12 protein-coding genes and 1 tRNA gene are annotated in these 12,541 nt (G+C 65.4%); 11 read left to right on the forward strand and 2 right to left on the reverse strand.

The features are described from left to right. Positions 1–226 precede the first annotated feature (226 nt). From LCM15_RS21735 to LCM15_RS21760, 6 genes are all read left to right on the forward strand, one after another. Positions 227–1,117 carry a LysR family transcriptional regulator gene (locus LCM15_RS21735; protein ID WP_224859914.1) on the forward strand — a complete coding sequence of 297 codons (891 nt, stop codon included), beginning with the start codon at positions 227–229 and terminating at the stop codon, positions 1,115–1,117. A gap of 93 nt (positions 1,118–1,210) precedes the next feature. Beyond that, positions 1,211–1,678 carry a formate dehydrogenase subunit gamma gene (locus LCM15_RS21740; RefSeq protein WP_224859915.1) on the forward strand — a complete coding sequence of 156 codons (468 nt, stop codon included), beginning with the start codon at positions 1,211–1,213 and terminating at the stop codon, positions 1,676–1,678. Beyond that, the gene (locus tag LCM15_RS21745; protein ID WP_224859916.1) at positions 1,675–3,195 is read left to right on the forward strand and encodes a formate dehydrogenase beta subunit; all 1,521 of its coding nucleotides are present in this window, start codon (positions 1,675–1,677) and stop codon (positions 3,193–3,195) included. Before LCM15_RS21740 ends, LCM15_RS21745 begins: the two co-directional genes overlap by 4 nt. A gap of 136 nt (positions 3,196–3,331) precedes the next feature. Continuing rightward, on the forward strand, positions 3,332–6,253 hold the full coding sequence (fdhF, locus tag LCM15_RS21750) for a formate dehydrogenase subunit alpha (protein ID WP_224859917.1): 2,922 nt from the start codon (positions 3,332–3,334) through the stop codon (positions 6,251–6,253). Continuing rightward, the gene (gene fdhD / locus LCM15_RS21755) at positions 6,250–7,068 is read left to right on the forward strand and encodes a formate dehydrogenase accessory sulfurtransferase FdhD (RefSeq protein WP_224859918.1); all 819 of its coding nucleotides are present in this window, start codon (positions 6,250–6,252) and stop codon (positions 7,066–7,068) included. Before fdhF ends, fdhD begins: the two co-directional genes overlap by 4 nt. Next, positions 7,058–7,282, forward strand: coding sequence for a formate dehydrogenase subunit delta (locus LCM15_RS21760; RefSeq protein ID WP_224859919.1), 225 nt, complete (start codon positions 7,058–7,060; stop codon positions 7,280–7,282). Before fdhD ends, LCM15_RS21760 begins: the two co-directional genes overlap by 11 nt. A 149-nt stretch (positions 7,283–7,431) precedes the next feature. Here LCM15_RS21760 and LCM15_RS21765 read toward each other — a convergent pair whose 3' ends face one another. Then, positions 7,432–8,082 (reverse strand): GntR family transcriptional regulator, encoded by a 651-nt coding sequence (locus LCM15_RS21765; RefSeq protein ID WP_224859920.1) that lies wholly within the window; start codon positions 8,080–8,082, stop codon positions 7,432–7,434. A 64-nt stretch (positions 8,083–8,146) separates the two neighbouring features. Then, a complete protein-coding gene (locus LCM15_RS21770) occupies positions 8,147–8,839 on the reverse strand; it encodes a M48 family metallopeptidase (RefSeq protein ID WP_224859921.1) in 693 nt (230 codons plus the stop codon). A gap of 107 nt (positions 8,840–8,946) precedes the next feature. Between LCM15_RS21770 and LCM15_RS21775 the strand changes: the two genes are divergently transcribed. From LCM15_RS21775 to LCM15_RS22935, 5 genes are all read left to right on the forward strand, one after another. After that, complete coding sequence (locus LCM15_RS21775) at positions 8,947–9,267, forward strand: TIGR02300 family protein (protein ID WP_224859922.1); 321 nt, start codon at positions 8,947–8,949, stop codon at positions 9,265–9,267. Between the two features lie 101 nt (positions 9,268–9,368). Next, a tRNA-Ala gene (locus LCM15_RS21780) sits at positions 9,369–9,444 on the forward strand. 169 nt (positions 9,445–9,613) lie between these two features. Then, complete coding sequence (locus tag LCM15_RS21785; RefSeq protein WP_224859923.1) at positions 9,614–10,153, forward strand: AAA family ATPase; 540 nt, start codon at positions 9,614–9,616, stop codon at positions 10,151–10,153. 286 nt (positions 10,154–10,439) lie between these two features. Beyond that, positions 10,440–11,606 carry a DUF4236 domain-containing protein gene (locus tag LCM15_RS21790; protein ID WP_224859924.1) on the forward strand — a complete coding sequence of 389 codons (1,167 nt, stop codon included), beginning with the start codon at positions 10,440–10,442 and terminating at the stop codon, positions 11,604–11,606. Between the two features lie 242 nt (positions 11,607–11,848). After that, positions 11,849–12,217, forward strand: a complete 369-nt coding sequence (locus LCM15_RS22935) for a nuclear transport factor 2 family protein (RefSeq protein WP_224859925.1) — start codon at positions 11,849–11,851, stop codon at positions 12,215–12,217. The last annotated feature ends 324 nt before the right edge of the window (positions 12,218–12,541 follow it).

A 12,541-nucleotide genomic window follows, 5' to 3' on the forward strand; every position in this document is an offset into this window, starting at 1 on the left:
TCTTCTCCGCCGGGGCCTCTGCGGGCCGATGACGGTTTGCGCCCGTGTCTATTGGTGTACTTTTAGTAGGTATTCTGTCCGAATATTCAATATTTGCGCACGAAAATCGCCCGATTCAGGGCCCGGTTTGGGCGATTGTTTCGCTTGACGACCCGCGAGCGTCCGTGATTGCCGACGACAGCGTTCTGATGCAAGGTATCGTTATGTGTCTTTTCGATAGAAAAACATGATTGCCAAGCTCGAGATGCTCATCGCCCTCGCGCGCGAGCAGCATTTCGGTCGGGCCGCCGAAAGCCTCGGCATCACCCAGCCCTCGCTCTCCACCGGCATCCGCCAGCTCGAGGAGCAGCTCGGCGTGAAGCTCGTCAGCCGCGGCTCGCGTTTCGGTGGCCTGACGCCCGAGGGCCAGCGCGCCCTGATCCGCGCCCGGCAGATCGTCGGCGACACGCGGCGGCTGCGCGACGAGATGCGCGCCTCGCGCGAGGGGCTGGCCGGTCACCTGCGGCTGGCGGTGATCCCCACTGCCCTGACATGGGCCTCGAAGCTCGTCACCGGCTTCACCGCGCGCCATCCCAACGTGAGTTTCACCGTGCTGTCGCGCGCCTCGACCGAGATCTTGTCGCTGCTCGACGATCTCGAGATCGACGTCGGCATCACCTATCTCGACAACGAACCGCTGGGCCGGGTCACGACCCGCCCGCTATATCACGAGAGCTACACCCTGATCTGTCGCCCCGATCATCTCTTCGCGCAGGGCGGCGCGATCGGCTGGGAGGCGCTCGGCGCGGCGCGGCTCTGCCTGCTGACGCCCGACATGCAGAACCGCCGCATCATCAACCGCCACTTCATGGAAGCCGGCATCGGCCCCGCGGCGCTGATCGAATCGAACTCCACGGTGGTTCTGGTGGCCAACGTTTTGCACGGCGACTGGGTCACCATCCTGCCCGACGATCTCGCCCGGTTTCTCTGCGAGGGAAAGCCGCTGGCGGTGGTGCCGCTCAGGAGTGAGGGCGCGGCGCCCGCCGTCGGCCTCATCGCGCCGCATCAGGAGCCCTATACCCCCGTCCTGCAAGCGCTTCTCGACGAGGCCGAGGGCCTGACACGGCCCGCACCTTGATAGGATTAGACTATCATTCGACGGAACAACGATATTGATTCATAAATCGTGCATCTGGCAAAACCGCAGAAATCCAAGGGAGGAGAAGCCCGAATGCGCCACTCGCACCCGACATCGGACGATTTGCAGGCCCTGATCGATGCGCAGATGTCGCTCGAAGGGCCTCTGCTGCCGATTCTGCACGCCATTCAGGAGGCCCACGGCCATGTGCCCGAAGCGGCGCTGCCGCTGATTGCCGAGACACTGAACCTGACGCCGGCCGAGGTGCATGGCGTGATGTCGTTCTACCACGATTTCCGCAAGGCGCCCGCCGGGCGCCACGTGGTCAAGCTCTGCCGCGCCGAGGCCTGCCAGTCGATGGGCGCCAACGCGCTCTCCGAGGCGGTGCTCGACAAGCTCGGGATCGGCTGGGGCGGCACCACCCCCGACGGTCGGGTGACCGTCGAGGCGGTCTACTGCCTCGGCCTCTGCGCCTGCGCCCCGGCGGCGATGATCGGCGACCGGCTCATCGGGCGCGCCGATGCCGCCCGCATCGACGCCGAGCTGGAGGGCGCGGCATGAAGATCTGGGTTCCCATGGACAGCGCCGCCAAGGCGCTTGGCGCCGAGGCGGTGGTCGCGGCGATCCGCACTGAAGCCGACCGGCGCGGCGTCGAGGTCGAGATCGCGCGCAACGGCTCGCGCGGGATGATCTGGCTCGAGCCGCTGGTCGAGGTCGAGACGCCCGAGGGCCGCATGGCCTATGGCCCGATGACCCAGGCCGATGTCCCGGCCCTGTTCGAGGACGGTCCCGAAAAAGCCCTCGGCCTGACCGAGGAGCTCGACTGGATGAAGCGCCAGACGCGGCTGACCTTTGCCCGCTGCGGCCTCACCGATCCCCTGTCTCTGGAGCAGTACGAGGCGCATGGCGGCCTTGCGGGCCTGCGGCGCGCCATAGGGATGAAAGCCGAGGAGATCATCGACGAGGTCAAGCTCTCGGGGCTGCGCGGTCGCGGCGGCGCGGGCTTTCCCACCGGCATCAAGTGGGACACGGTGCGCATGGCCCATGCGGACCGCAAGTACATCGTCTGCAACGCCGACGAGGGTGACAGCGGCACCTTTGCCGACCGCATGATCATCGAGGGCGATCCGTTCTGCCTGATCGAGGGCATGGCGATCGCCGGTCTCGGCTGTCACGCCGAGAAGGGCTTCGTCTACCTGCGCTCGGAATATCCCGACGCCATCGCGGTTCTGACCCGCGCCATCGAGATCGCCCGCGCCACCGGCGTTCTGGGCGCGGATGTGCTGGGCTCGGGCCACGCCTTCGACATCGAGGTCCGGGTCGGCGCCGGGGCCTATGTCTGCGGCGAGGAGACCTCGCTGCTGAACTCGCTCGAGGGCAAGCGCGGCGTGGTCCGTGCCAAGCCGCCGCTGCCGGCGCTCGAGGGTGCCTTCGGCAAGCCCACCGTGGTCAACAACGTGATCTCGCTGGCCACCGTGCCGGTGATCTTCGAGAAGGGCGCCGCGCATTACGCCGATTTCGGGCTCGGACGGTCGAAGGGCACCATCCCGCTGCAGATCGCCGGCAACGTGCGCCATGGCGGTCTGTTCGAGACCGCCTTCGGCATGAGCCTCGGCCAGATCGTCGAGGATCTGGGCGGCGGCACCGCCTCGGGCCGCGCCGTCAAGGCGGTGCAGGTCGGCGGGCCTCTGGGCGCCTATCTGAGCCCGGAGCAGTTCGACACGCCCTTCGGCTATGAGGAGTTCGACGGTCAGGGCGCGCTGATCGGCCATGCCGGTCTGGTGGTGTTCGACGACAGCGCCGACATGCTGGGCATGGCGCGCTTCGCCATGGAGTTCTGCGCCGTGGAGAGCTGCGGCAAGTGCACTCCCTGCCGCATCGGCGCGGTGCGCGGCGTCGAGACGCTCGACCGCATCGCCGCCGGCGACGCCGGGGCGATCCCGCTGCTGACCGATCTATGCGAGACCATGCAGGACGGCTCGCTCTGCGCGCTGGGGGGCTTCACGCCCTACCCCGTGATGTCGGCGCTGCGCCTGTTCCCCGAGGAGTTCGGGGCGGTCCGGGAAGCGGCGGAATGACGGGACACGGTGGCGCGAGGGCACATGGCGGTGCGAGGGGTTTCGCCTCGCCTGCGGCGAGACGACCGGTCGGGGGGCCAGCCCCCCGAACCCCCCGAGGTATTTTTGAACCAAAGAAGATGCGGGAGGCGTTGAGATGAAGGACTTCATCATTCCCTGGGACGACCGGGACATGGGCACGCCCGCGAAAGCGGGCAAGCCGGTGCATCTCACCATCGACGGGATCGACGTGACCGTCCCCGCGGGGACATCGGTGATGCGCGCCGCGATGGAGGCCGGGATCACGGTCCCGAAGCTCTGTGCGACCGACTCCGTGGAGGCCTTCGGCTCCTGCCGGCTCTGCGTGGTGGAGATCGAGGGGCGGCGCGGCACGCCGGCCTCCTGCACCACGCCGGTCCATGCCGGGATGAAGGTGCACACGCAGTCCTCCAAGGTGAAGAAGATCCGCAAGGGGGTGATGGAGCTCTACGTCTCGGACCACCCGCTCGATTGCCTCACCTGCGCCGCCAACGGCGATTGCGAGCTGCAGGACATGGCCGGCATGGTCGGCCTGCGCGACGTGCGCTACACCCCCGGCGAGAACCATTACGACCCCTCCGGCACCGGCGCACGCAGCCAGGCCGAGGCGCGGCTGCGGATGCCCGTGGGCGAGGCCAACCCGCGCTACCTGCCGAAGGACGAAAGCAACCCGTATTTCACCTACGATCCCTCCAAGTGCATCGTCTGCTCGCGCTGCGTGCGGGCCTGCGAGGAGGTGCAGGGCACCTTCGCGTTGACCATCGAGGGCCGCGGCTTCGAGAGCCGGGTGTCGGCGGGGGCTGCGGGCGACGATTTCCTCAGCTCCGATTGCGTCAGCTGCGGCGCCTGCGTGCAGGCCTGCCCCACCGCCACGCTGCAGGAGAAGAGCGTCGCCGAGCTTGGCACGCCCGACCGCGAGGTCGTCACCACCTGCGCCTATTGCGGCGTCGGCTGCTCGTTCAAGGCCGAGCTCAACGGCGACCAGCTGGTGCGCATGACCCCGTGGAAGCACGGCAAGGCCAACCGCGGGCATTCCTGCGTCAAGGGCCGCTTCGCCTATGGCTATGCCGAGCATCCGGACCGCATCCTCAACCCGATGATCCGCGACAGCATCGACGAGCCGTGGCGCGAGGTGAGCTGGTCAGAGGCGCTGGCCTTTGCGTCCGAGCGCATGACCGGCATCCGGGAGAAATACGGCCGCCGCAGCCTTGGCGTGATCACCTCGAGCCGCTGCACCAACGAGGAGACCTACCTCGTGCAGAAGCTCACGCGGGCGGTTTTCCTCAACAACAACACCGATACCTGCGCGCGGGTCTGCCACTCGCCCACCGGCTACGGGCTGGGCCAGACCTTCGGCACCTCTGCCGGCACGCAGGATTTCGACAGCGTCGAGAAGGTCGACGTGGCGCTGGTGATCGGCGCCAACCCGACCGACGGCCACCCGGTCTTTGCCTCGCGGCTGAAGAAGCGGCTGCGCGAGGGCGCCAAGCTCATCGTCATCGACCCGCGCCGCATCGACATGGTCAAGTCGGCCCATATCGAGGCCGCGCATCACCTGCCGCTGACCCCGGGCACCAACGTCGCCGTGGTCACCGCGCTGGGGCACGTGATCGTCACCGAAGGGCTCTATGACGAGGCCTTCATCCGCGAGCGCTGCGACTGGGACGAGTTCCAGGCCTATGCCGAGTTCGTCTCGGACAAGCGCCACGCCCCGGAAAGCACGGCGCTGCTCACCGGCGTCAACGCGCAGGAGCTGCGGGCGGCGGCGCGGCTGTTTGCCAAGGGCGGCAACGGGGCGATCTATTACGGGCTGGGCGTGACCGAGCACAGCCAGGGCTCGACCACCGTGATGGCCCTCGCCAACCTCGCCATGATGACCGGCAATATCGGCCGCGAGGGCGTCGGCGTGAACCCGCTGCGCGGACAGAACAACGTGCAGGGCTCCTGCGACATGGGCTCCTTCCCGCACGAGCTGCCGGGCTATCGACACGTCAAGCTGCCCGAGGTCCGAAAGGTCTTCGAGGACGCCTGGGGCGTGGAGATCGACCCCGAGCCGGGCCTGCGCATCCCCAACATGCTCGATGCCGCGGTCGAGGGCACCTTCAAGGGGCTCTACTGCCAGGGCGAGGACATCCTGCAATCGGATCCCGACACCCGCCACGTGGCGGCGGGGCTTGCGGCGATGGAATGCGTCATCGTGCATGACCTGTTCCTCAACGAGACGGCGAACTACGCGCATGTCTTCCTGCCCGGCTCGTCTTTCCTCGAGAAGAACGGCACCTTCACCAATGCCGAGCGCCGCATCAACCGCGTGCGCAAGGTGATGGCGCCCAAGAACGGCTACGAGGACTGGGAGGTGACCCAGATGCTCGCCAACGCCATGGGCGCGGGCTGGGCCTATACCCATCCCGAGCAGATCATGGCCGAGATCGCAGCCACCACGCCGAGCTTTGCCAACGTGACCTACGACCTGCTCGAGCAGAAGGGCTCGGTGCAGTGGCCGTGCAACGAGGAGCACCCCGAAGGCACGCCGCTGATGCACGTGGACGGCTTCATGCGCGGCAAGGGGCGGTTCATCGTCACCGAGTATGTCGCGACCGCCGAACGCTCCGGGCCACGCTTCCCGCTGCTGCTCACCACCGGGCGGATCCTGTCGCAGTACAACGTGGGCGCGCAGACTCGGCGCACCTCGAACAGCGTCTGGCACGAGCAGGACCTGCTCGAGATCCATCCCCACGACGCCGAGAACCGGGGCCTTAAGGACGGCGACTGGATCAAGCTCGCCAGCCGCTCGGGCGAGACCACGCTGAAGGCGTCGGTCACCGACCGGATGAGCCCCGGCGTGGTCTACACCACCTTCCACCACCCCGACACGCAGGCCAACGTGGTCACCACCGACTATTCCGACTGGGCCACCAACTGCCCGGAATACAAGGTGACCGCGGTGCAGGTCTCGCCCAGCAACGGCCCGACCGACTGGCAGGAGGATTACGCCGCGCAGGCCGAGCGCTCGCGGCGCATCCTCCCGGCGGCGGAATGAGCCGGCCGAGCGTCAGCAGGTCCGGCATGGCGGTGCATCGCGAAGGGACGCGCTCGGTCGTGCGCTCCCTGCCCGAGGAAGTGCCGGTGGCGATGGTGTTCGATGGCACCACGCAGGCGGTGATGATGGCGACCCCCGCGGATATCGCCGACTTCGCCTATGGCTTCGCGCTGAGCGAGGGCATCATCGCCCGCCCCGGCGAGGTGGCCGAGTTCGAGGCGGTGACCCATCCGCGCGGCATCGAGGCGCGGTTCTGGCTGCACGAGGCGCCGGGGCGCGACCTGAAGGAGCGTCAGCGCAGCATGATGGGGCCGACGGGCTGCGGGCTGTGCGGCATCGACAGCCTCGAGCAAGCGCTGCGCCCCCTGCCCCGGCTGCCCGAGGGCGGCCCGACCCTGACACGCGCCGAGGTGGCGCGGGCCACCGACGAGCTGCGCCACCACCAACCCCTGCACGATCAGACCCGCGCGGTGCACGCCGCGGGCTTCCTGCTGGCCGGCCGTGGCATCGTCATGGCGCGCGAGGATGTCGGCCGGCACAACGCGCTCGACAAGCTGATCGGCGCGCTGGCCCGGCAGGACATGGACGCCTCGGAGGGCGCGGTCGTCCTGACCAGCCGCGTTTCGGTCGACATGGTGCAAAAGACCGTGCTGGCCCGCTGCCCGATCCTGATCGCCGTGTCCGCGCCCACCGCGCTGGCTCTGAGCACCGCCGAAGAGGCCCACCTCACGCTGGCCGCCTTTGCCCGGGGCGGCGGCTTCGATCTTTACGCCGCAGCCGAGCGCATCGTCGATGGAGCATCCCATGTCGCCTGAAAAGATGGTCATGATGGCCAACCAGATCGCCACCTTCTTCGCCACCCAGCCGGGCGAGGACGGCGCCACCGGGGTGGCGACACATATCAACGATTTCTGGGAGCCTCGGATGCGCGCGCAGCTGCTCGACCATGTCGAGGCCGGCGGCGCGGGCCTGCACGAGCTGGTCATCGCGGCGACCCCGGAGATCCGCGAGCCTGCCGAGAGAGCCTGACCCGGCCCGGGACAGGGCTCGGAACAGCTTTTGTCTTTTTGTTCTCGAGCAATTTTCGCTTGTCGGGCGCGCTGTTCGGGCGAAGGCGTCTACGTATCCGTGGCAGCGACCCTCGACGGCCCCGGCGCTGCGCGCAGCGCCGTGCGCGCTCAGCTCGCCAGCATCTTGAGACCCTGTGTCACGTCAGAGCGCACCGCGAGGCGCAGCCCCGGTTCGTCCCCCGCCTTGAGAGCGGCGATGATCAGTCGGTGAAACTGCGGCGCCTCCGAGCGGCGCAGGCGGCCATAGAGAGCCCGCATCGTGGGGCCGAGCTGCAGCCAGACGGTTTCCGCCATGGCGAGCATCGCCGGCGCCTGCGCCCTGAGGTAGAGCGTGCGGTGGAACTCGAGATTCGAGCGGATGTAGCCCACAGCGTCGCGGTCGCGCACCACTTCCGCGATGGTGCCGTTGATGGTCTGTAGCCGGTCGATCAGCGCGATGTGCGCGCGCGGCAGCGCCCGCGAGGCCAGCTCGACCTCGATCAGCGAGCGAAGCGCCGCCAGTTCCTCGATTCGCTCGTTCGACAGCTCCGGCGTCTGCACCCGACCCGAGGACGACATGCTGAGCGCGCCTTCGGCCACCAGCCGCCGCACCGCCTCGCGCGCCGGGGTCATCGAGACCTCGAACTCCTTGCCGATGCCGCGCAGGGTCAGCGCCTCTCCCGGCGCGATCTGGCCCAGCATGATGCGGGTGCGCAGACCTCGATAGACGCGGTCATGGGCGGATGTGACGATTTCGACGGGGCGGGTAACTGGAGTCATAATCCGCGCAATGTGATCACAATCCGCGACGCCGTCAATCGCCCTCCTGCACGGCGCGCTGCGCTCAGCCGCCGAAGCGATAGCGGTGCAAGCTGCCGCCCTCGTCGTGCAGCCAGCGCCGCTGCGGGCGCCAATCGCCGTAGAGCGCCTCCACCGTGTCCCAGAACGCCTTGGAGTGGTTCATTTCCGCCAGGTGCGAAACCTCGTGCGCGGCGACGTACTCGAGCACCTCGCGCGGCGCGAGAATGAGCCGCCAGCTGTACATCAGCGCGCCCTCCGAGGTGCACGACCCCCAGCGCGACCGCGTATCGCGCAGCGTGAGCCGGGTATAGGGCCGCCCGAGCCTTGCCGCGTAGCGGTCCGAGGCCTCGGCCAGCCGCTCGCGCGCCAACGTACGTAGCCAGCCCTGCAGCCGCGCGGCGACCCGCTCATCGGGGCCCGGCACCTCGACATGGGCCGCGCCAAGAGCCACGCTGCGCCCGGCCCCGGGGCGGATCTCGCGCAGCACGCCCTCGATCGGCAGCACCGTGCCGAGCGCGATCCGCGCGTCATCGCCGCGCGCCTCGAGATGGCCCCTGAGCCACGCCTCCTTCTCGCGCAGGAAGCCCACCGCCTCGCGCTCGGGGACCCGGCGCGGCAGCGTCAGGGTGACGCGTCCGTCGATCTGGCTGAGCCGCAGCGACAGGCGCCGCGCCTGCGCGGAACGGCGCAGGGTCACCGCGATCGGCGGGTTGCCAGGAAGTGTGATCTGCCCCATATGCTCTGCCTCGGATGCAACATGGCCAAAGCCTTTGACACCGCCTCCCTGATATGGCAGAGGGCGCGGATTGTCGACATGACCGGACAGGATGAAAGGGATCTCCCATGCCCAAGGAAGAATGGGGTACGAAGCGCGTGTGCCCGACCACCGGCAAGCGTTTCTACGACCTGAACAAGGACCCGATCGTCAGCCCCTACACGGGCGAGGTGCTCGAGCTGGACACTGGCAAGCGCACGATGCTCGTCGCTGACGCAGCCGATGGCGCGAAGCGCAAGGCCGATGCCGAGAACGACGAGAGCGATGACCTGCTGGACGATGATGTCGAGGTCGATCTCGACGATGATGATGTGCTCGAGGACGACGATGACGACAACGTCTCGCTCGACGACATCACCGATGTGGCCAGCGAAGACGACGAGAGCTGAGGCTCGGAATTTTTTCGTCGCGGGCGGTGATTTTTTCCCTTGAACCCGCCCGCGGCTTTGCGTAGATCACGCCGCACGACGCCAAGGGCGTCACACGAGATGGGGCCTTAGCTCAGCTGGGAGAGCGCTTGCATGGCATGCAAGAGGTCAGGGGTTCGATCCCCCTAGGCTCCACCATCTACCTTTTGAAAAGCACCAGGTAGTTCTGCCTTTTTCGTCAGAAGGTTTGCCTCTGCTGCGCAGACGGGTGCTGTTTTCCCTACGAAAATCCATGCTGCCTTGATCCGCGCCTTTTGGCGCGTTGATCGCCTCGCAGCCCTTCCCCTGTCAAACCCGAGGATGGCCCATGAGCGACCATTTCTTCGTCGTGACGGGCGGCCCCGGTGCGGGCAAGACCAGCCTGATAACCGAGCTTGCCCGCCGCGGCCTCCACACAATCCCCGAATCCGGCCGCGCGATCATGCGCGAGGAGATGGCGCGCGGCGGAGACGCCCTCCCCTGGGCGGATCGCATGGCCTACGCCGAAAGGATGCTGGAACATGACCTGCGCGCCTACAGCGCCGCACAGTCCCTCTCAGGCCCCGTGATCTTCGACCGCGGCATTCCTGACGTTCTGGGCTACCTGACCCTCTGCGGCCTCCCCGTGCCGCCCCACATCGCCGCAGCGGCCAAGGCAGCCCGCTACAACGCCCGCGTTTTCCTTGCGCCCTACTGGAACGAGGTCTTCACACAGGACACCGAACGCAAGCAGACCCGCACCGAAGCCGAAGCAACCTGCGCCGTCATGCGGGAGACCTACACCGCGCTCGGATATGAGATCACGGAACTGCCGTGCACCGACATCGCATCACGCGCTGATTTTGTCTCTGCGCGACTAGCGCTCTGACCGGCTTCTCCAGATAGACGGAGAACCTACTGGAGCGGACAGACCGCGCAGCTCCCTCCTGCCTCCTACTAACTGAAGCCGACGGCCCTGAGCCGACCTTCGTTCGCGCCGCAGCCGACGGCCGGTCATGGTCCAGGAAACGGACATTGGGGCTCGGTCCATTGAAGTCTACCGAGCGAGCGTCGATGCACCTACAAGGATCTGCCTCCTAAACTGCAACATTTAAATCTAGCCTGACCGACAAGAATTGTGCCAGTCTGCACTGGCGTTTTTTAAAAGGTCGATCATGCCGTTTTACATCAGGGATTCGATTACCCTCGGACCGTTTAGGATCAATCTCTCAAAATCAGGTCTAGGCTTCTCTGCCGGCGTAAAGGGGTTCCGGGTCGGGACCGGCCCGAAGGGCCATTACATCCATGCTGGGATGAACGGTATTTACTATCGGAAGACGCTTGGCACCCTTGGCCGAAGGCCTAAACAACCCGGTTCGGAGAAGCAGGGGGATTACGCGTCGGAGCTCGCCAAGATCGCTCCGGAGGAGAAGCTGCCAACCTACATGACTGAAGACGGTGTACTAATGCACCGGATCATCTCCGCTGAGGCGGATGTGCTTGTTTCTGAAACGCACTCAGAAGCGCTGAATAGCCTGAATCGGGCGCGCGAGAAGCCTTCCTATACGCTCATACTGTGCGGCGCGGCGGCCTTGGGCCTCGTCTTCAACCTCATCTCGCAGAATTCGGCTGCGATAATGGCGTGCGTCGCGCTCTTGGGGATCGCCTATGCTGTGGGGCACATGCTAGACATCCCGCGTCGCAACGTCGTATTCGCCTATAACCTCGAACAAGCTGCCGAAGAGAGATATAGGGCGCTCATTGGAACTATTGACCAGATCGCTGGAGCTAGCAAGCTCTGGTTTGTGAAAGCGAGCGGTGACATTACGACGCTCCATGCGTGGAAGAAGAACGCAGGTGCTACGAGTTTGGTCGACACGACGGAAACGTCCGTATCCTATGCTTTGCCGCCCGGCATCGCGTCGAACGTGACGCCGCCCATGATCCTCATCGACGGAAAGAAGTGCTACTTCTTCCCTGACTGCATTCTAATTGAGGAGAATAAGCGCTTTGGAGCGGTTCGATACGAAACTCTTCGCACAGCTATTCGTGACCAGCGAATGATCGTGGAGGCCGCCCCCTCAGATGCAAAAGTTGTTGGTCAAACCTGGAAATACGTAAATAAGAACGGTAGCCCAGATCGACGCTTCAAAGATAACCGACAGCTGCCGATTTGCCTCTTCCAAGAAATCGCCATGATCAGCGAAGATGGTTTCAAAGCCCTGTTGCAAGTCTCCAAACACGGGATCAGCAGCGACTACGGAAAAGCGATGACGGAGCTCGGCCGGCTCACGAAGGAATTGAAGGACGCCGAACCTTTACTGATCGCGCAGGAGACCTAATGCACCAGTGGCCTCCATTGGCCTATCGCTCTGAGGTTACCATTCACGGCCGAAACCTGCCGTTCAGTCCCTGACTGATCGCCGCGGTGCAGCTTCACCAAACCGGCCATCCGTCCATCGCGCAGCATTTTCCGAGGATGAAGGTCGGCAGCGCGGACGAAGCTGCCGTTTGACCTTCGACTTGATATGTCCGCATTCATCTGGAACCCTCGCATTGTCAATTTTCGAGATGGAGCGATCCGGTGACTTTAACTTCAGAAGACAGGGCCGCTCTGTTGGCGCTGGAAGAAGCGCTTTGGCGAGCCGAAACACGCTTTGATCCGGTCCTCATGGATCAAACCTTTTCTTCGGACTTTTTGGAGTTCGGCAGGTCGGGGCGCAGATATGAGCGGGCGGAAATGATATTTGATCCCGATCAAAAGGCTGAGATCAGAGCAGTTTTACCTCTGCCGGACTATTCTGTAGCTATGGTCGCTGCGGATGTAGCCCTTGCGACTTACACGAGTGAGGTAAGATACGGCGATGAAGTCGAAGCAGGACGCCGTTCGTCGCTATGGGTGAGAGAAGGCGGTCGCTGGCAACTTCGGTTTCATCAAGGAACACCTTGCTAACGGGAAGTCACCGCACATCCGCCTATCGTCAAAGCAGTCCTTCGCGCAAGTTGCAGCATTCGGTAAGTTGGGCTCAGACCGGACATGCGGCGGTGCAGCGTGCTGGTCACCCAGGCAAGTGGGTATGCCCGACGCGATCGGCCCTTTGCGGTCATTGGCCAGGATCATTATTGCCGCAGCGCGCCTTCCCCTTACCGGACCTTCCTGGCCTGCTGCTGGTTCCGTGGACACAGAGTTAGGTTTGCACAGCGCGGTCCTCGAACGCCATAGGGCTGAGATAGCCCAATTTTGAGTGGCGTCGTCTCGGATTGTAGAAACGCTCGA

It is taken from the genome of Salipiger bermudensis (assembly GCF_020171625.1).
In the GTDB taxonomy this organism is placed as follows: Bacteria; Pseudomonadota; Alphaproteobacteria; order Rhodobacterales; family Rhodobacteraceae; genus Salipiger; species Salipiger bermudensis_B.

What these genes read in the sequence shown, in the direction of transcription:
- LCM15_RS21735 (WP_224859914.1), top strand. Translation starts at nt 227, where the DNA reads ATGATTGCCAAGCTCGAGATGCTCATCGCCCTCGCGCGCGAGCAGCAT.
- LCM15_RS21740 (WP_224859915.1), top strand. Translation starts at nt 1,211, where the DNA reads ATGCGCCACTCGCACCCGACATCGGACGATTTGCAGGCCCTGATCGAT.
- LCM15_RS21745 (WP_224859916.1), top strand. Translation starts at nt 1,675, where the DNA reads ATGAAGATCTGGGTTCCCATGGACAGCGCCGCCAAGGCGCTTGGCGCC.
- fdhF (WP_224859917.1), top strand. Translation starts at nt 3,332, where the DNA reads ATGAAGGACTTCATCATTCCCTGGGACGACCGGGACATGGGCACGCCC.
- fdhD (WP_224859918.1), top strand. Translation starts at nt 6,250, where the DNA reads ATGAGCCGGCCGAGCGTCAGCAGGTCCGGCATGGCGGTGCATCGCGAA.
- LCM15_RS21760 (WP_224859919.1), top strand. Translation starts at nt 7,058, where the DNA reads ATGTCGCCTGAAAAGATGGTCATGATGGCCAACCAGATCGCCACCTTC.
- LCM15_RS21765 (WP_224859920.1), bottom strand. Translation starts at nt 8,082, where the DNA reads ATGACTCCAGTTACCCGCCCCGTCGAAATCGTCACATCCGCCCATGAC.
- LCM15_RS21770 (WP_224859921.1), bottom strand. Translation starts at nt 8,839, where the DNA reads ATGGGGCAGATCACACTTCCTGGCAACCCGCCGATCGCGGTGACCCTG.
- LCM15_RS21775 (WP_224859922.1), top strand. Translation starts at nt 8,947, where the DNA reads ATGCCCAAGGAAGAATGGGGTACGAAGCGCGTGTGCCCGACCACCGGC.
- LCM15_RS21785 (WP_224859923.1), top strand. Translation starts at nt 9,614, where the DNA reads ATGAGCGACCATTTCTTCGTCGTGACGGGCGGCCCCGGTGCGGGCAAG.
- LCM15_RS21790 (WP_224859924.1), top strand. Translation starts at nt 10,440, where the DNA reads ATGCCGTTTTACATCAGGGATTCGATTACCCTCGGACCGTTTAGGATC.